Genomic DNA, 22,116 nt, shown 5'->3' on the forward strand with positions numbered 1-22,116 from the left:
CGACTCCTCTTGCTTCAAACTTGAACGACGTTCAAGGTATCAGGTCGGCGCGGACAACGGTGCGGCAGACTCCGCGACGTCGCCCTCGTCGGGCGTCGTGCGCGCCCCGGCCCGCGCTGCTCCGATCCCCGCCGCGACGACGAAACAGATCCCGGCCACGGCCGCGTGGTCGGGAACCTGATGCAACACGACGAGCCCGATGATCAACGCGAACGCCGGTTCGAGGCTCATCAGGGTCCCGAACGCCGCCGTGTTCAGCCGGCGCAGGGCGAGCATCTCCAGCGTGAACGGCACGACCGGCAGCAGTATCGCCAAACCCAGCCCGATGATCAACAGGTCCGGCGTCATCTTTCCGAGCATCGACGGTCCACCCACGGCAGTCGCGACCAATCCGGCGACCGGCATGGACACCGCGAGCCCGTTGAGACCGGCCACCTCGTCGCCCACGCGCTGGGTGAGCACGATGTAGAGGGCCCAGCACGCGGCCGCGCCCAGTGCGAACAGGATTCCGACCGGGTCGACGCCGCCGGCCCAGGGTTGCGTCAGCAGCAGCACCCCGACGGCCGCCAGCGCCGGCCACTTCAGGCGACCGCGTCCGTGCAGAACAGCGACGCCGAGGGGCCCGAGGAACTCGAGCGCGCTGGCGGTTCCCAGCGGGATCCGGTCCACCGCGGCCATGAACAGCAGGGTGACCGCCGCCGTGACCACTCCGAGCAGGACACACGCGCCGAGCGACGATCGCGTGAACGCCTTCGGACGGGGCCGCACGATCACGGCCAGCAACACCCCAGCCCATGCCAGGCGCAACCAGGCGGCACCCTCGGCGCCGACGCGTTCGGACACGCCGACGGAGATCGCGAGTCCGCTCTGCACGCACAGCATCGAGGTCAGCGCCATCGTCGCGCCGACGTGGGTCGAGTTCCTGGTCATGTCTGCATTGAAGGCCACCTCGACCGTTCACGTCCACGTGACTTTCATGGACAAACCGTTCGGATATCGCGAACAATGCATGGGTGGATACCCGACGCCTGCATCTCCTGCTCGAGCTCTCCCGCCTCGGCTCCATGCGTGAGGTCGCCGAGACACACCGGCTGACCACCTCGACCGTCTCCCAGCAGATCGCCGCACTCGCGAAGGAGACGGGTGCGCAGCTCGTCGAACCGACCGGCCGCCGGGTGCGGCTCACTCCGGCCGGTCGCCGGCTGGCCGACCACGCCGTCACCATCCTGGCGGCCGTCGACGCCGCCCGGCTCGACCTCGACCCCCACGCCGAGCCGGTCGGCACCCTGCGCGTCGGGGGTTTCGCGACGGGCATCCGGGTGTCGCTGCTCCCGGTCGTCGCCGAACTGGCACGCACCCACTCGCAGGTGGACGTGGTGATCAGCGAATACGAGCCGGTCGAGGCGTTCGCGTTGCTCGCCGACGACGAACTCGATCTCGCCCTGACCTACGACTACAACCTGGCACCGGCATCCCCGGGCACCGCGCTCGAGGCCGTCCCGTTGTGGTCGACTCCCTGGGGACTCGGCGCCCCCACGCCCGCCGAGAGCGGACCCGCCGACGTCGCCGCCTATGCCGGTTCGCCCTGGATCGTGAACTCCCGCAACACCGCCGACGAGGACGCCGTCCGCACCCTGGCCTCGCTCGCGGGTTTCACACCGCACATCGCCCACCAGATCGACAGCCTCGACCTCGTCGAGGACCTCATCGCCGCCGGCTACGGGGTGGGCCTGCTGCCGGCCGACCGTCCCACACGCAAGGAAGTCACGGTCCGCCCGCTCACCAACCCGAAGGTCGTGCTGACGGCCTACGCCGTGACCCGCCGCGGGAGGTCGACCTGGCCGCCGCTGCGCCTGGTCCTCGACCGCCTGGCCGCCGTCACCCGGGAACGGCGATCGGCCGACGCGACATGACCCGCGTGATACACGACGCCCCGCCTGCGGGAGCGCAGGCGGGGCGGTTTCGAACGGGAGCGCGCAGGGCGGGTTCTAGCGGGAGGCCACCGCGGAAGCCGCGTCCTTCAGGGTGCGGGCGGCGACCTGCAGTCCTTCGAGCTGTCCCAGTTCGACGTCCTCGTGTTCGATGTTGACCGCCATGTCCGGGTCGACCCGCTGCAGGGCGGCGAGGAAACGGGACCAGAAATCGACGTCGTGTCCGCGACCGACGGCGACGAAGTCCCACGCCGAGTCCTCGGGCCACTTGTTGACCACGTGCTTGCCGCCGAGTCCGGTGGGGTTCTGGTCGGCCGGGATCCGGGTGAACCGGTCGTCGAGAACACCGTAGATCTTGCAGTTCTCGTTGATCCGGGTGTCCTTCGCCGCGGCGTGGAACACGAGGTCGCCGAGCCAGTCGACCGCGGCGACCGGATCGATGCCCTGCCAGAACAGGTGCGACGGGTCCATCTCGGCGCCGACGTTCGTCGCACCGGTCTTCTCGACCAGGCGCTCGAGCGTCGGCGGGTTGAACACCAGGTTCTGCGGGTGCATCTCGATCGCGACCTTGACGCCGTTCTCACGGGCGAGCGCGTCGATCTCCTTCCAGAACGGCACCGCGACCTGATCCCACTGGTAGTCGAGGGAGTCGAGATAGCCGCTGTCCCAAGTGTTCACGTGCCAGGCCGGCCACTGGCCGCCGGCGTGCGCGGCCGGCAGCCCGGACATCGTGACCACCCGGTCCACACCGAGCAGGCCGGCGACCTTGATGGCGTTGCGCAGGTCCTCGGCGTCCTCGGGCCCCACCTCGGGATCCGCGTGCAACGGGTTGCCGTTGCAGTTCAGGCCGGCGATGGAGACGCCGGTCTCGTCGAAGACCTTCAGGTACTCCTGCGGTGACACCTCACCGGAGAGGAGTTCCTTGACAGGCAGGTGCGGGGTGGGCAGGAAGCCGCCCGCGTTGATCTCCGCGCCCTCGAGCCCGAGGGACGCGATGGTCTCCAGCGCCTCGCGCAGGCTGCGGTCGTGCAGGACGGCGGTGTACACACCGAGTTTCATGAGGGTTCCTTGCGTGGTGGGAAGAAGTTGCGGTTCAGGGGGTTTGCGGTTACGGGGTTTGGGGTTCAGCCGATCTTGACGGCTGCTCCGTCGGCGCGGGCGGACTCCGCGACGGCGGTGACGATCTGCATGCCGCGCAGCGCGTGGGCGAAGGACGGCAGCGGGCCGAGGATGTCGATGCCGGCGATCTGGTCGAGGAACGCCCGGGCCTGGTAGGCGAAGAACTCCGCCTTGCCGTGGCCGACGCCGCCGGCATCCATCGGCAGGCCACCCTGGATGTACGGGTGCTGCGGACCGATGATCACCCGCCGCTGACCGTTCACGGTGCGGTCGAGGCCCTCGCTGGACACCGAGAATTCCGCGGCGCGAGCCAGGTCGAACGCCGCGGAGCCGGACGTCCCGAACAACTCGAAACCGAGTCCGTCCGGAAGCTGATGCGCGACGCGGGAAGCGGAGAACGTGCCGACCGCGCCGTTCTGGAAGCGCACCGTGAACGTCGCGAGGTCCTCGTTCTCGACGGGTGCCATCTCACCGGTGGTCTCGGCCTTGGTGTGGCCGTAAGTGACTCCGGCAGGCACGGGACGCTCCGTGATCACCGTGGCGAAGGTCGCGCCGCTGATCTCGACGATCGGACCGCACACGAATTCGGCCATGTCGAGCAGGTGGCTGCCGACGTCCGCGAGCGCGCCCGTTCCGGGACCGCCGCGGTACCGCCAGGTGATCGGCGAGGCGGGGTCGAGGCCGTAGTCGCACCAGTAATGCCCGTTGAAGTGGATGATGTCGCCGAGGCGGCCCGTCGCGAGTTCGTCGCGGATCGCCTGGATGGCCGGCGACCGGCGGTAGGTGTACCCGACCGTCGCGATCGTGTCGGCATCCGCAGCGGCCGCGACCATGGCCTCGGCGTCCGTGATGGACCCGGCCAGGGGCTTCTCGCACAGCACGTGCTTCCCCGCGGCGAGGAGCCCTTCGACGATCTCCCGGTGCAACTGGTTGGCGACGACGACGCTCACGGCGTCGATGTCCGGCGATTCGGCGATGGCCTGCCAGCTGTACTCGGCCCGCTCGTACCCGTACCGCTTCGCGGTGTCGTCGGCGACGGCCTGGTTGGTGTCGGCGATCGCAACCAGACGCACGTCGGGGCGGTCGGTTCCGAACAACGTCGACGCCATGCGATATCCGGCGGCATGCGCTCGTCCGGCCATGCCGCCGCCGATGACGGCGACACCGATCGAGTTGGAAGTCATGAGTGGAAGCCTTTCGGTGTGATGGTGACCCGGCGGGAGTGCAGGTCGGCTACCCGCAGACACCCGCACGGATGAGTGAAGACGCCCTCAGGCTAGTTCGGTCTATTTAACCGGTCTAGTACGACTACTATGAGCTGAATCACGACACCCTGTCAAGCCCCGACTCGGCGGTCCGGCCAGCGGGCCGCACCCCTTGACGAGCACCCTTGGCGTGCAGATATCGAATGCAATTTCACTGAATACCTCTTCAGTGAATGCGAAGTCGGGAGGAACGTACGAAGGTCAGCGTCGCAGGCGGTCCGGCACTGGGAGGCTGCTGGCGGAAGTTCCGCACGGACGGCTGTCGGGGGATCCGCTGCACAGTACGACGCTGAAGCGGGGTTCCCTGGTCGAGGTGCTGCGTGAGTGCGCCGAGCAGGCCGGGGTGCGGATCGTCACCGGCCGCCGACTGGTAGGGGCCGAGCCCACGGGACACGGTGTCCGCGCGCAGTTCGCCGACGGTTCCAGTGCCACGCGCCGACCTGCTGGTCGGCGCGGATGGTCTCTGGTCGGCTACCCGGTCGGTCCTTGATCCCGGCGCGCCCCGACCCACCTACGGAGGCTCTCCAGCGTCTCGGGCAACGCCGCCGGCATCCCGGCCGAGACCGGCACGTTCAACATGGTTTTCGCGCGCAGCGGCGCCTTTCTCCACATCCCGGCGCCGGACGAAACCGTGTGGTGGTCCGCGCAGGTTGCCGATCCCAGGCCACCGGACCTGGCCGGTGTCGGCGACGACTGATTGCTCGGGCGACTCGCCGAGCTGTACCGGTTCGAGCCGCAGCCGCTCGAGATCATCAGGGCGACCACGCAATTGCACCGTCCGACGCTCATGCACACGCTGGCCGAAGTCCCCGTCTGGCACGACGAACGCGTCGTCCTCGTAGGCGACGCCGCTCACCCGGTTGGCGCGGGGCAGGGCGCCTCGATGGCCATCGAAGACGCCGTGGTCCTGGCCCGGGCACTCGCCGAGGCCCGCTCGACCGGGGAAGGTCTCGCGGAGTACGACCGGCTCCGCCGCGCCCGAATCGGGAAGATAGCCAAGGCGGCCCGCACCAACCGCGACGCCAAGACCAGTGGCCCGCTCGCGCGCCGGCTCCGCGACCTAGTCATGCCGATCGCCTTCGGGCACTACTACGAGAGGGCCACCACCTGGCTCTACGCCCACGATCTGGGCACACTGCCCGCGCCGGCCGAGGAATCCCGGCCCGCCGAACACTGACGGCCGCCGCAGGTCAGGACACGCCCGACCGGGATCCTTCCATCGGCTCGGGCGCGGGCCCGGTGGTACGGCGCGCGACGAGCCGCGGGCGGAGGACGGTCGCGACCGATTCGGTCCTCCCCCGGTCCAGCCGCTGGATGACCGCGTCCACCGCCGTGGCGGCCTGCTCCCGCGGTTGCTGATTGACCGACGTCAGATCGATGTGCGCGAGCTGGGCGAGCACGCTGTCGTCATATCCGGAGACCGAGACGTCTTCGGGAATACGCACGCCCCGGCTCCGCAGTTCGCCGATCAGCCCGATGGCACTGCGGTCGTTGGCCGCGATCACCGCGGTGGGAAGCTGCGACCGCCCGAGCAGCGTCTCCGCGGCGACCGCTCCGGCGCTGTCGGTGAAGTCGCCCTCGACGACGTCGATGTCGAGTCCGTGACGACGCATGGCACGGGTGTACCCCGACTTCCGGTCGGCCGCAATCGTGCCCGTACCACCGCTGAGGTGCGTGATTCGGCGATGCCCCAGCTCCACGAGATGGTCGACGACGGTGCCGATCCCCTTGCCGTCCGCTGTGCGCACGACGTCGACGGCGCCGTCTCCGACGCGGCGACCGACCACGACCACCGGTACCCGCTCCCCGAGCGTGTCGAGAACGTCGGTGCCGAGTTCGGTGCCGAGCAGGATCAAGGCTTCGCAGCGGAAATCGAGCAGCGTTTCGACGACTTTCGGTTCGGCGTGCGTGGGAGTCAGCGCACCGAGCACCACCTCGTACCCGTGGTCGTCGGCGGCGGCGACGATGTACTCGACCATCTCGGCGTGGAAGCTGTTGCGAATATCCGCCGTCACACCCACGAGGTGGGTCCGCCGGAGCGACATCAGTGCGGCCGTACGGTTCGGCCGGTACCCGAGCTCGTCCGCGACGTCGAGGACCCGCTTCCGCGTCTCGGCACTCGGTCCGGGAACGCGCCGAAACACCATGGAGACCAACGCCTTCGACACCCCGACACGGTCGGCGATGTCCTGCATGGTGACGGCCTGCCGGGGCATCGGAGCAGGACCACCGCTCCGGGCGTCGTCGTCGCTTCGCATGTGCAGACCCTTTCGCTCGCCGAGCACGAGGCACACCCAGAGTATCCGACATAGACCGAAGTACTAGACCGGGCTACCTACCCGAACGCAGCTAGCCGGCAGGAGAACGCGCGACGTTCGATGTTCTGGGCGCTGGCGAGCACGAGCGCTCCCTGCACGAAGCGGCGGTCGTCGTCATCAGCGTCTGGGAGGGCGGCGTCGTCGGACTCGCCGTCACCCTCACAGTCGGACTCCTCGGAGGCCTGCTGTCGCGGGCGTTCACGATCCACGCAGGCGTCCTGTTCATGGGGTACTACGTGGCAGTCCTCAGCGTCCCCGCCATCCTCGCGCTCTGACCGTGCCGACTACGCGGTGACCAGGTCGATGGCGACGGCCGATCCCTGCGGATCGACGACCGCGTCGAGGATGGTCTTCTGCGTCTGGGTCAGGTGCTCGGTGCAGGCCGCGGCAGCCGCCGGTCCGTCGCCGGCGAGGATCGCACGGCACATCGCCCGGTGCTCCGCCAGCGAGACGTCCAGACGGTCCGGGTGGGAGTGGGCGATGTTGCGCAGTCTCTCCGTGTGCGGCCGGAGTTCGGCAATCGATCGGGCCAGTTGCGAGTTCCGGGTGTGCGCGATCACCGCCTGGTCGTACGTTTCGGTGAGTTCGTAGAAACGATCCCGCCGGGACTCGGACGGGTCCTCCTCCGAGATCGCCCCGAGTGCGTCCGCTACCTCGTCGAATTGCTGCCGGGCCGCGGTGTCCCGGCCGACGGCCTCGGCGACCATGCGCGCCGCGGCCGCCTCGAGCAGGATGCGTAGCTCGAACAGGTCCCGAACACTCTTGATGGAGATGGGAGCGACCCGTGCCCCCTGCCGGTCGGTGAGCGAGACCAGCCCGTCTGCTTCGAGCCGAAGGAAGGCCTGACGCACCGGGGTGCGAGACGCCGAGAACCGCGTGCCCACGTCGATAGCACTCAGCGACTGCCCCGGAGACAGGGTCCCGTTCAGAATGTCCTGTTTGAGCTGCACGTATACCTGTTCGCTCTTGCTTTCGCGCGCCATGCATACATCCTAACGTTCCCCACCGTATGAGCTAAGGTATACGCTAATGCGCACCATAGAACAGGAACAGCATCCCGAAGTAGGCGTCCACACGTGAACGACGTGCAATCCACCGAACGATCCGTGCCGACGCGCGCGTCCGAACTGCGCCGTCACGGACTTCGGTGGGCCGCACTGATCGCACTCTCGATCGGCGGCTGGGCGCTCGGCGAGAGCGTCGGACTGACAGCGGCCGGTCTCTTCTCGGCTCTGATCGTCGCGGCGACCCTGGCCGTCACCGGCTGGGGCCCGTCCCGCGTGCCCCGCCCGCTGGGGAAGCTTGCCCAGGGAGTGCTGGCGAGCGCCGTCGGACTGATGGTGCACCGGGACACGATCGCCGCCCTAGGCTCGATGTGGGTGCCGGTGGTCTCGATCGCGGCCGCGACTCTCGCGCTCAGCGTGGCGGCCGGCGCCCTCCTCGCGCTGCACCGTGACGTGGACGCGGTGACCGGATCCCTCTCCATGACTGCGGGCGGCGCCACCGGACTCGTCGCGATGGCCCGCGAACTCGGCGGCGACGACCGGGTCGTCGCAGTGGTGCAGTATCTGAGGGTGGCGCTCGTCGTCGTGTCGATGCCGATGATCGTCACGTTCGGCTTCCGCGCGGATACCGGTGCAGACACCGTGACAGGCACCGAGGGCGGCGGGTCCGAATGGTATGTGACCCTGCCATTCCTGGCACTGTTCATCGTGGGCGGCACCGCTGTGGCGTCACTCGTGCGACTACCCGCGCCCGCGACATTGGGTCCGCTGGCCGTGAGTGCCGGGTTCGAACTCGGCGGCTGGAGCGACGCGGTCGCGGTCCCGCCGATGCTGATGACCGCCGCGCTGATCCTCATCGGCTGGCAGGCCGGGCTCGCGTTCGACCGGGCGAGCCTGCGGGCGATCGGACGAATCCTGCCGTACGCGGCGCTGCTCACCTTGCTGGTCGGGGCGGCCTGCGCCGGGCTGGGCGTCCTACTCTCCCACCTCACCGGCGCGAGCCTGCTCGAGGCCTATCTCGCCACCACGCCCGGTGGCCTGGCGGCGGTGCTGGCCGTCTCGGCATCCACCGCCTCCAATGTCACGTTCGTCGCGGCCGCTCAGGTGTTGCGCCTGGTCATCATGCTCGTCACCACCCCGATCATGGCGAAGGTGTTTGCCCACTTCAGTTCTCGGCGTCGACGAGCGTAGTTCGGGAATCCTCTCCGGACAGGACGGTCCCGCTGGCGTCCGGGCCGTCTCGACCGGAGAGGAGTCCCGAACACCCCGAGTCTCGTTGCAGTGTCTCCGAACTCGGGGTCCACCGGGAAGTGGGTTCCTCGAATGTCGGCGCATGGCATCTACCTCCGATTCTTGTCAGCAGCTACCGAGCTGCACGGTGGGTGGGTGTCGGGTCGGTCAGCCGTAGACCCTCGCGATGAAGGCATCGAGGTTGTCGCGGACCCGCGCGATCCGCTCCTCGGGCTCGAGATCCTCGCGGTACTGCCTGCCCAGCGCGGGAGACTTCTTCCGGCGCGCGTAGAGCGAGCAGGCGAGATCGGCGCACATGTAGGTGCCGATCGAGTTGCCGCGGCGTCCGGATTCACCCGACTTGCGCGCGGTCATCAGCGAGACGCCGCCGTTGGCGTGCGTGGTCATGCAGACGGTGCACATCTGCGCGCGACGATAACCGCCCGTTTCGTAGCGCAGCGCGACGCCGACCAGACCACCGTCTCGCGGCACGACGACATAGCAGCGGCCGGGAAACGACGGGTCACTCCAGCCGAGGAAGTCGAGGTCGTCCCAGGGCCGATCGTCCAGATCCCGAGGGACGGGCAGACGCTTGGCGTCGCCTTTGGAGCAGTTGATGAACGACGACCTGATGTCGCGTTCGGTGACGGGTTCCATGTCGAGGTGAACTCCTTCTGTGAACGGGTTGACAAAGCCACGTGACACTACGGACAGCGGTGAGGTCGAGCAACGGATTTTCCGAACGATCTCTGGCCGCGTCGCGGGTGCGGCGGGTGTCGCGAGCGTCCCAGGACAGCGCGACATCTGCGTGTATCGTGCTGTTTCCGGCTTCGAGGGGAACGGCAATGGCGGCAGGTACACGGGTCGGCTCGCAGTTCGGGCAATACCATCTCAGGGCTCTGCTCGGACGAGGCGGAATGGGTGAGGTGTACGAGGCGTACGACACCACCAAGGATCGCACCGTCGCCCTCAAGATCCTCGACGTCGACCTCGCGAAGGACCCCACCTACCAGCAGCGGTTCCGACGCGAATCGCATGCCGCGGCGCGGTTGCAGGAGCCGCACGTCATTCCGATTCACGACTGGGGCGAAATCGACGGTGTGCTGTACATCGACATGCGCCTGGTCGTGGGACAGGATCTGCGTTCACTGCTCCGCACACGGGGCCCGATGGGTCCCGCACACGCGGTCGCGATCGTCGACCAGATCGCGGCGGCGCTCGACGCCGCGCACACCGACGGTCTCATCCACCGCGACGTCAAGCCGGAGAACATCCTCGTCACCGCCGGGGAGTTCGCGTACCTCGTCGACTTCGGTATCGCGCACTCGAGTTCCGACCTCCGCCTGACCACGCTCGGCAGTGCCGTCGGCTCCTACGCGTACATGGCGCCCGAGCGGTTCGACAATGCGCCGGTCGATGCCCGCGCGGACGTCTACTCGCTGGCGTGTGTCCTCTACGAATGCCTCACGGGGTCCATCCCGTTCCCGTCCAACAGCATCAGCAGCGCGATCCGCGCCCACCTCACGACGCCGGTGCCCAGCCCCAGCTCGATTCGACCCGACGTGCCCGCCGCGTTCGACGAGGTGATCGCCCGAGGCCTGGCGAAGGACCCCCGCGATCGGTACCCGACGGCCGGCGACTTCGCGGCCGCCGCCCGGTCCGCGTTGACCGCTCGCGAGCGGAGGACCGAACCCGACATCGCGACCCGCCCGGAACCCTCGTCGGGGATGCGGTCCGAACCGACGCGCGTCGACGACCGCGGCCGTCCACCGGTCTACCCGCCGACCGCATTCCACGGCGAGCCACCTGCGCAGCCCCCGGCGGCGCCGTATTACCCGTCGACTCCCTACGCCCCGCCGGCACGACGGTCGGTGGCCCTGCCGGTGACGGTGACCGTGCTGGTGATTGCGCTGCTGGTCCTCGGCGGGGTGGTCGGATGGCTCGTGCTGGATCGGAACACACCGGACGCATCCACCGTCGCCGCGGCCACCAGCAGTCAGGTGCGCGCCTCGGCCACAGAGGACGTACCCGCCGCGTCCGCGGCTCCGGCGACGGTCCCGCCTGCCGTGACGACGCCGCGTACGACGACGGCTCCCCCGCCGACGATCGTCGGCGAGGTGTCGGGCGCCGATCGGCAAGGTTTCCTGGCCCCGTCCGACGCGCGCTGCAACTACACCAACCCGGCGGTGTTCATCGGTCGCACCACGAAGTCTCTCGTCGTGGTCTGCGAGACGGGAGTGGGCCGCTACTACTACCAGGGCGTGCGCATCAGCGACGGCGCCGCCATCTCCGTCGACGATCCGATCTCGAGCGGTACCGGCTTCGTGGCCACCGGCGACGGCGGCACCCAGTACCGGCTGACCCCGTCCGCCCTGACCATCGTCAGCGGCGACGGACGGATCCTCGCGACCGAACCGATGGTCGAGTCCGCGCACCGCTGAATCGCCGTCTGCGGCGACAACGGGACGAGCGGTCGGAATCGGTGAGAGTATAGGTCTGTGAGCGCACAGGCAGAGCATGAGGAGAGACGTCGCCCGACCCCGGAAACTCCCTTGGGCTACCTCGAGCAGCTACCCGCCCTCGTCCTGCTCGAACGCCTTCCGGTTCCCGTCCTGGCGGTCGAGAGCGACGGCACCGTCGTCCACGCGAACAGTGCTTTCGAGGAGATGCTGGGTTATCCCGTCGCTTCACTGCGCGGACACCCGGTGTCCGAACTCCTCGCCCTGGACGACGCACCGACAGGTGCCGACGCGGTCGAGCACCTCCGCGAGTCCGACACCGCACCCGTCGACCTCACACATCAGGACGGGTCCCGAGTGCGTGCACTCGTCAGCCGGCCCATTCTCCGTCGGGAGGACGATCCGGTGACCCTCGTCTGCTTCCACGACGTCACCGAACAACTGTGGAACGGCGGCCGGGCGCCCGGCTTCTGACCCCCGCCCCACAGACGCACGGACATTGGCCGGATTCACGCGCTATTGCCTGTGAATCCAGCGAAACCGTCTGCAAACAGGGCGGAAGGGATCGAACGCGGGTTAAGTTGACTGAATGGCGACCGGCAAGAGCAAGGCTCCCGCTGTCGAACTGGAGGTCGGCGACCGGACCGTGCGGATCTCGCACCCGGAGCGCGTCTACTTCCCCGCGACCGGTGCCACGAAGCTCGACCTCGCGAACTACTACCTGAGCGTCGGCGACGGGATCGTGCGCGCCCTGCGCGAACGCCCCTGCATGATGCACCGCTTTCCGGACGGCCTGAGCGGCGAGAAGGTCCACCAGAAGCGGTTGCCGCACGGTGCGCCCGACTGGGTCCAGACGGTGCGGGTGACGTTTCCGCGGTACAACCGTCACGCCGACGAACTGTGCGTGACGCACCTGGCGGATGTGATCTGGGCGGTGCAGATGTCCACGGTCGAGTTCCATCCGTGGAACTCGCGCCGCGCTGACGTCGAACGTCCCGACGAGTGGCGGATCGATCTCGATCCGATGCCCGAGTGCGGGTTCGACACAGTGCAGCGCGTGGCCGGGGTGGTGCACGAGGTGCTCGACGAAGTGGGCGCGACGGGCTGGCCGAAGACGTCGGGCGGAAGCGGCATGCACGTTTACGTCCGGATCCGGCCCGACTGGGGTTTCGGCGACGTCCGGCGGGCCGCGCTGGCCTTCGCCCGCGAAGTGGAGCGCCGGGCCCCGCAGGACGTCACCACCACCTGGTGGCGGAAGGACCGGGATCCGCGCAAACTGTTCGTCGACTACAACCAGAACGCCCGCGATCACACCATCGCCAGCGCGTACTCGGTGCGGGGTGTGCCCGACGCGACCGTGTCCACACCGGTGACGTGGGACGAGATCGACGACGTGGACCCGCACGAGTTCACCATCGCCACCGTCCCCGACCGCTTCGCGAAACTCGGTGACCTGCATGCCGGAATCGACGACGCCGTGTTCTCGCTCGAACCGCTGCTGGAGTGGGCCGACCGGGACGAGGCCGAAGGCGAGCCGGATCCCGGTGGCGCGGAGGATTAGTCGGGGCACTCGGCCAGCGCTGCCGGCGCGGTTTGCCCACAACGCGACACGCGCCCCGACCGTGCGGCCGAGGCGCGTGTCTGGCATGCCGAACTCTTCCCTACCGTGGCGGCGGGGGCGGCGGAGGCGGTGGGTTGGGATTGCAGAGTTGGCAGCCGTCGACCGGCGGTTTGGGAACCGGCGCGTGACAATCGTTCTGACATGGTCTGGCGCCGGCGAATTCGGCCGTTCCCACCAGTGAAATCGAGAGAGCCGCGAGGATCGCCCCGATGGCGACCACGATTCTGGCGGAAGTTCTGGTAGTCGACATTGTGGGTTCCTCCTGTGAGCTGAAGGGCGGTGTGCACCGTCCATAGAGCTTCGGCGAAGGACGGGCCGGCGACCAGGCACCCTCGGGGTGGTATCGCGCCACCCGCTATGCCATCCCGCCGATCACGTCGAGCACGTCGCGGAGCGCGGACACGGAGTGCGCGGGGAGGAAGGCATCGCAGAACGGCAGCGCAGCCGCCATCGATCCGGCGAGCGGCCGGAAGTCGGGGTCACCGGCGCGGGGGTTGAGCCACACCAGTCGGTGGGCGCGGCGACGGACCCTGGTGAGGGCATGCGCCAGGCGCTTCGGGTCGTCGCTGTCCCAGCCGTCGGACGCGATGACCACGACTGCCCCGCGCAGCGCGTTGCCGTGCGGGGACGCCAGTAGTTCGCTCACGCTGCCCGCGATGTGGGTGCCACCGAATCTGTCGACCACCTTGTCGTTCGCCTTACGGACCGCGGTCTCGGCGCTGCGGTGGGCGAGCACGGGCGTGAGCCTCGTCAGCGACGTGGAGAACGCGAACACCTCCGGCCTGCCCGCGGTCTGGCGTTGCACCGCCGCCCGCATCAGATGGAGATAGATCGCGGCGTACGGCTGCATCGACCGGCTCACGTCGCACAGCATCACGATGCGCCGCGGGCGGTTCCGGGGACGGCTCCGCGCGAGAACCACCGGTTCCCAGCCCGTGGCCCTCGACCGGTTCATGGTGGCGCGCAGATCGATACGCCGGCCGCGGCGATGCACTTCGCGACGCCGGGTGCGGCGGGACGGCCACGCGGCGGTGGCCTGTTCCAGCCAGGATCCGAGGAGCCGGAGGTCGCCGGCGTCGAATCGGGCGAAGGGTTCGTCGGCGCGGGCCACGAGCCTGCTGGGCAGGGTGTCCGGCACGGCGGTGAGCGCGTCGTGAAGGTCGTCCTCGCCGCTGTCGTCGCCACCGGTCATCATCGGTCGTGTCATCCACGGCACGCCCTCGACGTCCTGCGCCTCACCGGGCCGGTCGCGACCGTCGCTGACACCTGCGAGGGCCTTCTCTCGTCCCGCCGCGGCGCGTCGCGCGTGCGGATCCACGGACAGCACGGCGTCATCGAAGACCGCGGAGAACACCGCGTCGAACGACGCGAGGTCGTCGACGCGGTTGACCAGGGTCAGACGCGCCGACCAGTACAGCCGCGACCGCGAACCCGGCGGTGACAGATGAAGCGCCTGCACGAACACCGCGGGGCCACTTGCCGAGACGACGACACCACGGGAGCGCAACCGGGCGACGAGTGCCACCGCGAACGCCGCGAGATCGACGCCCCGCAGGACGCCCGACGCGCTCATCGCCTGCGGCGGCCCACCACGAGGACGACCACGATTCCCGCGAGGATGGCAGCGAGAATGGGGGCGTACCGTTTCCACGCACCCGCGCCGGACAGCGCCAGAAGATCCAGCGGCGCCGGTTCGGCGGCAGGCGGGGCCACGGAGAGGTTCGTGGTGCCGGCCGCCTCGGGCTCGGCCGTGGCCTGCTCGGCGGGTCCCCCGGCGAGCTTCGCTTCCAGCGACTCCGCGAACTGCCCCATGAGTTTCTCCGACACCTGCTGGATCATTCCGCTGCCGAACTGCGCGAGTTTGCCGACGATCTTCATGTCGGTGTCCACGGTGACGCGGGTGCGGTCGCCCACCTCGTGCAACTGGGCGGTGATCGTCGCGGACGCGTTGCCGGAACCGCGCGAGTCCCTCCCGCGGGCGTCGATCACGGCGCGGTGCTCCTTCGGATCGCGCACGACGAACGCGGCCTTGCCTTTGAACTCACTGGTCACCGGGCCGACCTTGACCTTCACTTTTCCCAGGTAATCGTCACCCTCCCGCCCGGTCATCTGAGCTCCGGGTAGCAGGGGGGCAACCTCCTCGAGGTCGCTGAGCACCTCCCACGCCTGCTCGATCGGAGCGCTGACGGTGAACTCGTTGGCGATCTTCATGGCAGTTGCCTCTCATCCGGTGGCCAGGCCGTGCGCGTAGTCCGCGAATGCGTCCTGAACTATTGTGCGGTCGTCCGGGGTCTTCGCGAGGGCACTCAGGCTCTGGATCGCGTCGTCGCGAACCAGATCGGCCACCCCCAGCGCCGCGAGGGCGGACACCCAGTCGATCGTCTCGGCAATTCCGGGCGGCTTGTCGAGATCGAGTTCGCGGGCCCGGCCGACGAAGCGGGTGGCGTGCTCGATGAGGGGCGCCGCCGCCGCGGGCACCGTGCGGCGCACGATGGCGGCGGCCCGCACCGGCTCCGGATAGTCGATCCAGTGGTAGAGGCATCGTCGGCGCAGCGCGTCGTGGAGGTCGCGGCTCCGGTTGGACGTCAGCACGACGACGGGGTGATGTTCGGCCGTGAACGTTCCCAGTTCGGGAACGGTGACCGATGCCTCCCCCAGGAATTCGAGGAGGAGTGCCTCGAACTCGTCGTCGGCTCGGTCTATTTCGTCGATCAGAAGTACGGGCGGGGTCGGTCCCCGATATCGCACACAGTGGAGGATGGGACGTTCCAGCAGGAATTCCTCGGTGAACAGGTCGTCCTCGGTCAGGCCGTCGCCCCGCGATTCGGCCAGCCTGATGGTGAGCAACTGCCGCTGATAGTTCCAGTCGTAGAGGGCCTCGTTCGCGGTGAGGCCCTCGTAGCACTGCAACCGGATCAGCGGGGCGCCGAGGACGGTCGCGAGAGCCTTCGCCGCGGTGGTTTTGCCGACTCCGGGTTCGCCTTCGAGCAGGAGCGGGCGGCGCAGGGCTGCCGCGAGATACAGGGCCGACGCGGTTCCGAAGTCCAGAAGGTAGTCCTCGGCATCGAAGCGCCGGACCACGTCCCCCACGTCCTCGAACGCCTCCGTCATACCGCTCCCGTCTCCCGCGCGAACGAGGTCCGGCAACCCGGGCCGCAGAACCAGAAGTCGGCACCGTCCCGCCGGAGGTGGGCGGTATCCGGCCCCACCACGACTCGCATCCCGCACACCGGATCGACCGCCTCGGTCACCGCCGCCCGCGGAGGCGAATCGCCCTCGGGCGCGCGAAGTCCCGCGGTCCGCAGTTCCTGCACCAACTCGGCCGCGATCGACACCGCGATCTCCGCCGACGTCCGCGCCCCGATGTCGAGACCGACGGGGGTGTGTACCCGCGACCGTTCGGACTCGGTGAGACCCAGGGTGTCGAGGATGGCCCCACCGCGTGTTCGGCTGGCGACGAGCCCGACATACCCGATCCCGGCGTCGAGCGCCGCACGGATGACCTCCCCTTCGGGTCCGCCGTGGCCGGCGAGCACCACCGCCGTGGTGCCGGAGAACTGCTCGAAACCGGCGTCGTCGTGCTCGACGGTGAATCCCAGCAGTTCCGATATGCCCCCCAACGCCTGCGCGATCGGCGTGGTGCCGAAGATCCGCACCAACGGGGGTGGCAGTTGCGGCTCCAGGAAGATCTCCATGGCGCCGCCGGACAGGCACGGATTCACCACGACGGACGCGCCCGGAGTCTCCGGGAATTGCACGGCCCCGTCGGGAAGGACCCGCAACAACACGCTCTCGTTGGTCGCCAGCGCCCCCAGGGCGGCCGTGCGCACCGAATTCTGCGCGCACTGACCGCCGACGAAACCCTCGATCGTGCCGTCCTGCAGGAGGATCGCCTCATCGCCGGAATGACTGGACGTGGGCGGCTGCACCCGCACCACAGTCGCATGGACGAACGGCCTGCGGTCGCGCGCCAGTTGCGCCGCACGCTCTTTCAGATCCATCGGGCCTCCTCGCAGCCGACGGGCGACATTCAGATCGGGGGTGTCGCGCGGCCCTGCATGGCCTCCCACACCCGGGACGGGGTGAGCGGCATGTCGGCGTGCCGGACACCGAACGGGGCGAGCGCATCCACGACAGCGTTCACCACGGCCGGGGGCGATCCGACCGTCGCGGACTCGCCGATGCCCTTCGCGCCGATCGGGTGGTGCGGCGACGGGGTCACGGTGAATCCGGTCTCGAGCTTCGGAACCTCGAGCGCGGTGGGGATCAGGTAATCCATCAGTGATCCGCCGAGGCAGTTGCCGTCCTCGTCGAACTCGATGATCTCCATGAGTGCCATGCCGATGCCGTCGACGATGCCGCCGTGGACCTGCCCCTCGATGATCATCGGGTTGATGCGGGTGCCGCAGTCGTCGACGGCGAGGAACCGCCGCACCTTCACCACGGCGGTGCCGGGATCGATGTCGACGACGCAGAAGTACGCGCCGTAGGGGTACGTCAGATTCTCGGGGTTGTAACAGATCTGCGCGTCGAGTCCGCCTTCGATGCCCTCCGGCAGGTCGCCGGCGCCGTGTGCCCGCATCGCGATGTCCTGGATGGTCACCTTGGCCGAGGGATCGCCCTTCACATGGAATTCGCCCTTCTCCCATTCCAGATCCGCGACCGAGGCCTCGAGCATGCCCGAGGCGATGATCTTCGCCTTGTCCCGCACCTTGCGGGCCACCAGCGCCGCGGCCGCCCCCGACACCGGTGTCGACCGGCTGCCGTACGTGCCGAGCCCGAACGGCGTGTTGTCGGTGTCGCCGTGCACGACGTCGATGTCGTCCGGTGGGATCCCCAGTTCCTCCGCCACGATCTGCGCGAACGTCGTCTCGTGACCCTGCCCCTGGGTCTGCACCGACAACCGCACGACGGCCTTGCCCGTCGGGTGGACGCGCAGTTCGCAGCCGTCGGCCATGCCCAGGCCCAGGATGTCCATGTCCTTCCGGGGTCCGGCACCGACGGCTTCGGTGAAGAACGACATGCCGATTCCCATCAGCTCGCCGCGTTCGCGGCGTTCCTTCTGCTCCTCGCGCAACTGCTGGTAGCCGATCATGTCCATGGCCTTGCGCATGGTGGTCTCGTAGTCGCCAGAGTCGTACACCCACCCGGTCTTGCTGGTGTACGGGAACTGTTCCGGCCTCAGCAGATTCTTCAGCCGCAGTTCCGCCGGATCCATCTTCAGATCGAACGCCAGGCAGTCGACGAGCCGCTCGACCAGATACACGGCCTCCGTGATGCGGAACGAGCAGGCGTACGCCACCCCGCCGGGCGCCTTGTTCGTGTACACCGCCGTCATCGCGCAGTGCGCGGCCTCGATGTCGTAGCTACCGGTGAAGACGCCGAAGAAACCGGCCGGATATTTCACCGGGGCCGCCGTGCCGTTGAACGCACCGTGATCCGCCAACACCTTCGTGCGGATCGCGAGGATCTTGCCCTCGCTGGTCGCCGCGATCTCGCCGACCATGATGTAGTCGCGTGCGAAGCCCGTGCTCATCAGGTTCTCGCTGCGATCCTCCATCCACTTCACCGGTTTGCCCGTCACGAGCGACGCCACGATCGCACACACGTATCCCGGGTAGATCGGGACCTTGTTACCGAATCCGCCGCCGATGTCCGGAGACACCACCCGGATCTTGTGCTCCGGGATCCCGGAGACCAAGGCGTAGATCGTCCGGTGCGCGTGCGGGGCCTGCGACGTGGTGTACAGGGTGAGCTTGCCGGACACCCGGTCGACGTCGGCGATCGCACCGCACGTCTCCATCGGCGCCGGATGCACCCTGGGGTAGACGATCTCCTGCTTCACCACCACGTCCGCCTTCGCGAACACGGCCTCGGTCGCGGCGGCATCGCCTGTCTCCCAGTCGAAGCAGTGATTGTCCGTCTTGCCTTCGAGGTCGTCGCGGATCACCGGCGCATCGGGCGAGAGCGCGGCGCGCGCGTCGACGACGGGATCGAGCATGTCGTATTCGACGTCGATCAGTTCCAGCGCGTCCCGGGCCGAATACCGGTCCTCGGCGATGACGAACGCCACCTCCTGGCCCTGGAAACGCACCTTGTCGGTGGCCAGCACGGCCTGCACGTCGTTGGACAGCGTCGGCATCCAGGCGAGGTTCTTCGCGGCGAGGTCGGCGCCCGTCACCACTGCCGTCACCTTCGGGTGTTCCTGCGCCGCAGTGGTATCGATGCTCACGATCCGCGCGTGCGCGACCGGCGACCGCAGGATCGCCAGGTGCAGCATGCCGGGGAGGGTGATGTCGTCGACGTAATTTCCGAGCCCCCGGATGAAGCGGGGGTCCTCCTTGCGCAACATGCGACCGTGGCCGCAGGGCTTCTTGTCGTTGTCGACGATGTCGGCGCCGCCCGACGGCGGACGGGATTCGACGGTGGTCATGATGCACTTCCGGTGGGTGCGTGTTCCTCGACTGTCATCGGTGCGCCCTCGGCGCCCCGTGTCTTGTCCTCCTGGACCTCCGCGTCGAAGTCGCCGGCCGGTTCCGGCTCGGCGGCCTCGCCCGCCCGATGGTCCGCCGCCCACTGGATCGAGCGCACGATCGTGGTGTACCCGGTGCAGCGACAGATCTGCCCGGAGATCGCTTCCCGGATCGTGGCCTCGTCCGGGCTCTCCTCCCGGTCGAGCAGTGCCCGCGCCGTCATCATCATGCCGGGGGTGCAGAACCCGCACTGCAGTCCGTGGCACTGCATGAAGCCCTGCTGGACGGGATCGAGTTCGCCGTCGTGTTCGAGGCCCTCGACCGTGCGGACGTCGTGCCCGCTCGCCATCGCGGCGAGCATCGTGCACGACTTCACCGGATCGCCGTCCACGGTGACGACGCACGTGCCGCAGTTGCTGGTATCGCAGCCCCAATGGGTCCCGGTCAGGCCCAGCTGGTCGCGGAGAAAATGGACCAGCAGCATGCGCGGTTCCACCTCGGCGCTCACTGCCTCGCCGTTGACGGTCATGTTCACCTGCATGGCTATGCCTCTTCTCCGGTCGGCTCGTGCTCCACGTCGCTGCGGAGCACCCGGTCGACCGCTGTACGGAGTGTGCGGATCGTGAGTTCGGATGCGAGATGGCGTTTGTAGTCGACGGTGCCGCGTGCGTCCGCGACGGGCTCGCAGGCCTGCGCGGCCATCCGCCCGGCCTGGGCGAACGCCTCCTCGGACGGGGGACGTCCGGTCAGGTAGTCGGCGACATCCGAGAGTCCGGACGGATCCGGGTTGACCGCGGTCAGGCCGACAGCGGCCCGGGCGATCTCGCCGCCCTCCACCGTGACGGCCGCTCCGGCCGCGGTGACCGCCCAATCTCCGGTCCGCCGTTCGACCTTGGCGTACGCACTGGAGCTGTGACCGTGGACCGGTATCACGATCTCGATGAGCATCTCGTTGTGTGCGAGCGCCGTCTCGTACGGTCCGACGAGGAACTCGGACATGGGGATCTCGCGGCGCCCACCGGGCCCGCGCACCACGCAGGTGGCGTCGAGAACAGAGCAGACAGTGGTGAGATCCTCGGCCGGATCGGCCTGGCACAGAGATCCGCCGATGGTCCCGCGGTTGCGGACCACCGGGTCGGCGATCACCTTCTCCGCGTCACGGAAGAGTGGGAACGCCGCCGCGAGCTCGTCCGATTCGAGCAGCCGGCGGTGCCGCGTCATCGCACCGATCCGCAGCCTCGACCGCTCGGTCGTGATGTAGCCGAGTTCGCCCTCGAGGTCGTTGATGTCGATGAGGTACTCGGGATTGGCGAGGCGAAGTTTCATCATGGGGAGCAGGCTGTGGCCGCCTGCGACGAGGCGGGCTTCGTCGCCCAGCCGGTCGAGCAGGGCGATGGCGTCCTCGACGCCCGTGGCACGCTCGTATTCGAAGGATCCTGGTACTTGCATTATGACCTACCTCACAAACGTGGATGCTCTCAGCCTCCGCAAGAACCGACGGTCCGTCAACCCCGGGTGAACCGCCCTAGTCGACGCAGAAATCGACGGGTTCCTCGTGGTGGATCCGACCGCTCGACTCCGCCAGCGGGCGCCCCGTGCCACCCCACCGGCGGGCGATGATCTCGGCGGCGATGGACACGGCCGTCTCCTCGGGTGTCCGGGCGCCGATGTCCAGGCCGATGGGGCTCGACAGCCGGTCGAGCTCGGTGTCGGTCAGACCGGCCTCGCGCAGGCGTTCGCGCCGGTCCAGGTCCGTTCTGCGTGATCCCATGGCACCGATGTAGGCGACGTCCGGGAGGCGCAGCGCCGTCTCGAGGAGAGGAACGTCGAACTTGGGGTCGTGGGTGAGCACACAGATCACGGTCCGGCCGTCGATCGCCTGGGCCTCGGCCTGGGCAGCGAGATACCGGTGCGGCCAATCCACCACCACCTCGTCGGCCGTCGGGAACCGCGCGTGCGTCGCAAACACCGGACGGGCGTCGCAGACCGTCACCCGGTATCCCATGAAGGCGCCCTGCCGGGCCACCGCGGCAGCGAAGTCGATGGCCCCGAACACGAGCATGCGCGGCCTCGGCGCGTAACTGGCGACGAACACCTCCATGCCCTCGCCGCGACGCTGACCGTCGGTTCCGTACGTCAGGACCGTGCTACCGCCCGCTGCCAGGAGGCCCCGGGCGTCGTCGGTGACCGCGGAATCGGCCCGGTCCGAGCCGAGCGAACCGCTCACGTGCTCGGGCCGGACGACCAGCCGGCGCCCCACCCGAGCCGCATCGGGGTGCGCCACGACGGTGGCCACCGCGACCGGCAGGTGGTTCTCGATGTCCCGGGCGATCTCACCGAGCTCCGGAAAATTGTCCCGCGACACGGGCTCGACGAAGATGTCGATGATTCCACCGCAGGTGAGACCCACCTCGAACGCGTTCTCGTCGCTGATCCCGTACCGCTGCAGCACCGGCGTGCCGGACGTCGTGACCTCGGATGCGAGTTCGTAGACCGCTCCCTCGACGCACCCGCCGGACACCGAACCGGACGCGCTGCCGTCGGGCGCCACGACCATCGACGCCCCCGGCGGTCGCGGCGCGGAGCGGAACGTGCGGACCACCGTTCCGACACCCGCCGTCCCACCCGCGGTCCACACCGCCATCAGGTCCGCCAGCACGTCGCGCATCAGCACCCTTCCCGCTCGAGTCCGACGT

At 68.8% G+C, this 22,116-nt stretch carries 22 protein-coding genes; 7 read left to right on the top strand and 15 right to left on the bottom strand.

Annotated elements, in window-relative coordinates:
* Positions 1-39: 39 nt before the first annotated feature.
* Positions 40-930: an EamA family transporter gene (locus HGB39_RS01015; protein ID WP_005566210.1), complete on the bottom strand. Its 891-nt coding sequence runs from the start codon at positions 928-930 to the stop codon at positions 40-42.
* Between the two features lie 83 nt (positions 931-1,013).
* Here HGB39_RS01015 and HGB39_RS01020 point away from each other — a divergent pair, with 83 nt between their 5' ends.
* Entirely contained in the window at positions 1,014-1,913 is a 900-nt protein-coding gene (locus HGB39_RS01020; RefSeq protein WP_005566212.1) for a LysR family transcriptional regulator, read from the top strand.
* Positions 1,914-1,988: 75 nt separating this feature from the next.
* On the opposite strand, the gene HGB39_RS01025 is transcribed toward HGB39_RS01020, so the two are convergent.
* The gene (locus HGB39_RS01025; RefSeq protein ID WP_005243623.1) at positions 1,989-2,990 is read right to left on the bottom strand and encodes a sugar phosphate isomerase/epimerase family protein; all 1,002 of its coding nucleotides are present in this window, start codon (positions 2,988-2,990) and stop codon (positions 1,989-1,991) included.
* Positions 2,991-3,055: 65 nt separating this feature from the next.
* Positions 3,056-4,234, bottom strand: coding sequence for a Gfo/Idh/MocA family protein (locus HGB39_RS01030; RefSeq protein WP_005566213.1), 1,179 nt, complete (start codon positions 4,232-4,234; stop codon positions 3,056-3,058).
* 250 nt (positions 4,235-4,484) lie between these two features.
* Between HGB39_RS01030 and HGB39_RS01035 the strand changes: the two genes are divergently transcribed.
* Together HGB39_RS01035 and HGB39_RS01040 are read left to right on the top strand one after the other, a co-directional pair.
* Positions 4,485-4,805 carry an FAD-dependent monooxygenase family protein gene (locus tag HGB39_RS01035; RefSeq protein WP_005566215.1) on the top strand — a complete coding sequence of 107 codons (321 nt, stop codon included), beginning with the start codon at positions 4,485-4,487 and terminating at the stop codon, positions 4,803-4,805.
* A gap of 207 nt (positions 4,806-5,012) precedes the next feature.
* Complete coding sequence (locus tag HGB39_RS01040) at positions 5,013-5,492, top strand: FAD-dependent oxidoreductase (RefSeq protein WP_064080859.1); 480 nt, start codon at positions 5,013-5,015, stop codon at positions 5,490-5,492.
* 13 nt (positions 5,493-5,505) lie between these two features.
* Here the strand turns inward: HGB39_RS01040 and HGB39_RS01045 are convergent, their stop codons facing one another.
* The 3 genes from HGB39_RS01045 to HGB39_RS01055 all read right to left on the bottom strand — a co-directional run bounded on the left by HGB39_RS01045 (position 5,506) and on the right by HGB39_RS01055 (position 7,616).
* On the bottom strand, positions 5,506-6,573 hold the full coding sequence (locus tag HGB39_RS01045; RefSeq protein WP_081276634.1) for a LacI family DNA-binding transcriptional regulator: 1,068 nt from the start codon (positions 6,571-6,573) through the stop codon (positions 5,506-5,508).
* A gap of 77 nt (positions 6,574-6,650) precedes the next feature.
* Entirely contained in the window at positions 6,651-6,842 is a 192-nt protein-coding gene (locus HGB39_RS01050; protein WP_005566254.1) for a hypothetical protein, read from the bottom strand.
* Between the two features lie 75 nt (positions 6,843-6,917).
* Entirely contained in the window at positions 6,918-7,616 is a 699-nt protein-coding gene (locus HGB39_RS01055) for a GntR family transcriptional regulator (protein ID WP_005566256.1), read from the bottom strand.
* Between the two features lie 93 nt (positions 7,617-7,709).
* On the opposite strand from HGB39_RS01055, the gene HGB39_RS01060 reads away from it, so the two are divergent.
* Positions 7,710-8,828, top strand: coding sequence for an AbrB family protein (locus HGB39_RS01060; RefSeq protein ID WP_005258473.1), 1,119 nt, complete (start codon positions 7,710-7,712; stop codon positions 8,826-8,828).
* 207 nt (positions 8,829-9,035) lie between these two features.
* Here HGB39_RS01060 and HGB39_RS01065 read toward each other — a convergent pair whose 3' ends face one another.
* Positions 9,036-9,524 (bottom strand): FBP domain-containing protein, encoded by a 489-nt coding sequence (locus HGB39_RS01065; protein WP_005566258.1) that lies wholly within the window; start codon positions 9,522-9,524, stop codon positions 9,036-9,038.
* A 188-nt stretch (positions 9,525-9,712) separates the two neighbouring features.
* Here HGB39_RS01065 and HGB39_RS01070 point away from each other — a divergent pair, with 188 nt between their 5' ends.
* The 3 genes from HGB39_RS01070 to ligD all read left to right on the top strand — a co-directional run bounded on the left by HGB39_RS01070 (position 9,713) and on the right by ligD (position 12,887).
* Positions 9,713-11,308, top strand: a complete 1,596-nt coding sequence (locus HGB39_RS01070) for a serine/threonine-protein kinase (protein ID WP_005566259.1) — start codon at positions 9,713-9,715, stop codon at positions 11,306-11,308.
* Positions 11,309-11,365: 57 nt separating this feature from the next.
* Positions 11,366-11,800, top strand: a complete 435-nt coding sequence (locus HGB39_RS01075) for a PAS domain-containing protein (protein WP_043789608.1) — start codon at positions 11,366-11,368, stop codon at positions 11,798-11,800.
* 115 nt (positions 11,801-11,915) lie between these two features.
* Positions 11,916-12,887 carry a non-homologous end-joining DNA ligase gene (ligD, locus tag HGB39_RS01080; RefSeq protein WP_005566263.1) on the top strand — a complete coding sequence of 324 codons (972 nt, stop codon included), beginning with the start codon at positions 11,916-11,918 and terminating at the stop codon, positions 12,885-12,887.
* Between the two features lie 415 nt (positions 12,888-13,302).
* On the opposite strand, the gene HGB39_RS01085 is transcribed toward ligD, so the two are convergent.
* The 8 genes from HGB39_RS01085 to HGB39_RS01120 form a co-directional block, all read right to left on the bottom strand.
* Positions 13,303-14,520 (bottom strand): vWA domain-containing protein, encoded by a 1,218-nt coding sequence (locus HGB39_RS01085; protein WP_005566265.1) that lies wholly within the window; start codon positions 14,518-14,520, stop codon positions 13,303-13,305.
* Positions 14,517-15,158, bottom strand: coding sequence for an SRPBCC family protein (locus HGB39_RS01090; protein WP_005566267.1), 642 nt, complete (start codon positions 15,156-15,158; stop codon positions 14,517-14,519). The genes HGB39_RS01085 and HGB39_RS01090 overlap by 4 nt, the downstream gene beginning before the upstream one ends.
* Before the next feature lie 12 nt (positions 15,159-15,170).
* Positions 15,171-16,058, bottom strand: a complete 888-nt coding sequence (locus HGB39_RS01095) for an AAA family ATPase (protein WP_005258486.1) — start codon at positions 16,056-16,058, stop codon at positions 15,171-15,173.
* Positions 16,055-16,948, bottom strand: coding sequence for an XdhC family protein (locus HGB39_RS01100; RefSeq protein WP_005566269.1), 894 nt, complete (start codon positions 16,946-16,948; stop codon positions 16,055-16,057). Before HGB39_RS01100 ends, HGB39_RS01095 begins: the two co-directional genes overlap by 4 nt.
* 29 nt (positions 16,949-16,977) lie before the next feature.
* Entirely contained in the window at positions 16,978-19,380 is a 2,403-nt protein-coding gene (locus HGB39_RS01105) for an aerobic carbon-monoxide dehydrogenase large subunit (protein WP_005566271.1), read from the bottom strand.
* The gene (locus HGB39_RS01110; protein ID WP_005258492.1) at positions 19,377-19,961 is read right to left on the bottom strand and encodes a (2Fe-2S)-binding protein; all 585 of its coding nucleotides are present in this window, start codon (positions 19,959-19,961) and stop codon (positions 19,377-19,379) included. Before HGB39_RS01110 ends, HGB39_RS01105 begins: the two co-directional genes overlap by 4 nt.
* Positions 19,962-19,963: 2 nt before the next feature.
* The gene (locus HGB39_RS01115; RefSeq protein WP_005566273.1) at positions 19,964-20,869 is read right to left on the bottom strand and encodes an FAD binding domain-containing protein; all 906 of its coding nucleotides are present in this window, start codon (positions 20,867-20,869) and stop codon (positions 19,964-19,966) included.
* Positions 20,870-20,945: 76 nt separating this feature from the next.
* The gene (locus tag HGB39_RS01120; RefSeq protein ID WP_054246503.1) at positions 20,946-22,088 is read right to left on the bottom strand and encodes an XdhC family protein; all 1,143 of its coding nucleotides are present in this window, start codon (positions 22,086-22,088) and stop codon (positions 20,946-20,948) included.
* Positions 22,089-22,116: the final 28 nt, after the last annotated feature.

This window comes from Rhodococcus opacus (assembly GCF_012396235.1).
In the GTDB taxonomy this organism is placed as follows: domain Bacteria; phylum Actinomycetota; class Actinomycetes; order Mycobacteriales; family Mycobacteriaceae; genus Rhodococcus_F; species Rhodococcus_F opacus.

What these genes read in the sequence shown, in the direction of transcription:
- HGB39_RS01015 (WP_005566210.1), bottom strand. Translation starts at nt 930, where the DNA reads ATGACCAGGAACTCGACCCACGTCGGCGCGACGATGGCGCTGACCTCG.
- HGB39_RS01025 (WP_005243623.1), bottom strand. Translation starts at nt 2,990, where the DNA reads ATGAAACTCGGTGTGTACACCGCCGTCCTGCACGACCGCAGCCTGCGC.
- HGB39_RS01030 (WP_005566213.1), bottom strand. Translation starts at nt 4,234, where the DNA reads ATGACTTCCAACTCGATCGGTGTCGCCGTCATCGGCGGCGGCATGGCC.
- HGB39_RS01045 (WP_081276634.1), bottom strand. Translation starts at nt 6,573, where the DNA reads ATGCGAAGCGACGACGACGCCCGGAGCGGTGGTCCTGCTCCGATGCCC.
- HGB39_RS01055 (WP_005566256.1), bottom strand. Translation starts at nt 7,616, where the DNA reads ATGGCGCGCGAAAGCAAGAGCGAACAGGTATACGTGCAGCTCAAACAG.
- HGB39_RS01065 (WP_005566258.1), bottom strand. Translation starts at nt 9,524, where the DNA reads ATGGAACCCGTCACCGAACGCGACATCAGGTCGTCGTTCATCAACTGC.
- HGB39_RS01070 (WP_005566259.1), top strand. Translation starts at nt 9,713, where the DNA reads ATGGCGGCAGGTACACGGGTCGGCTCGCAGTTCGGGCAATACCATCTC.
- ligD (WP_005566263.1), top strand. Translation starts at nt 11,916, where the DNA reads ATGGCGACCGGCAAGAGCAAGGCTCCCGCTGTCGAACTGGAGGTCGGC.
- HGB39_RS01085 (WP_005566265.1), bottom strand. Translation starts at nt 14,520, where the DNA reads ATGAGCGCGTCGGGCGTCCTGCGGGGCGTCGATCTCGCGGCGTTCGCG.
- HGB39_RS01090 (WP_005566267.1), bottom strand. Translation starts at nt 15,158, where the DNA reads ATGAAGATCGCCAACGAGTTCACCGTCAGCGCTCCGATCGAGCAGGCG.
- HGB39_RS01095 (WP_005258486.1), bottom strand. Translation starts at nt 16,058, where the DNA reads ATGACGGAGGCGTTCGAGGACGTGGGGGACGTGGTCCGGCGCTTCGAT.
- HGB39_RS01100 (WP_005566269.1), bottom strand. Translation starts at nt 16,948, where the DNA reads ATGGATCTGAAAGAGCGTGCGGCGCAACTGGCGCGCGACCGCAGGCCG.
- HGB39_RS01105 (WP_005566271.1), bottom strand. Translation starts at nt 19,380, where the DNA reads ATGACCACCGTCGAATCCCGTCCGCCGTCGGGCGGCGCCGACATCGTC.
- HGB39_RS01110 (WP_005258492.1), bottom strand. Translation starts at nt 19,961, where the DNA reads ATGCAGGTGAACATGACCGTCAACGGCGAGGCAGTGAGCGCCGAGGTG.
- HGB39_RS01115 (WP_005566273.1), bottom strand. Translation starts at nt 20,869, where the DNA reads ATGCAAGTACCAGGATCCTTCGAATACGAGCGTGCCACGGGCGTCGAG.
- HGB39_RS01120 (WP_054246503.1), bottom strand. Translation starts at nt 22,088, where the DNA reads ATGCGCGACGTGCTGGCGGACCTGATGGCGGTGTGGACCGCGGGTGGG.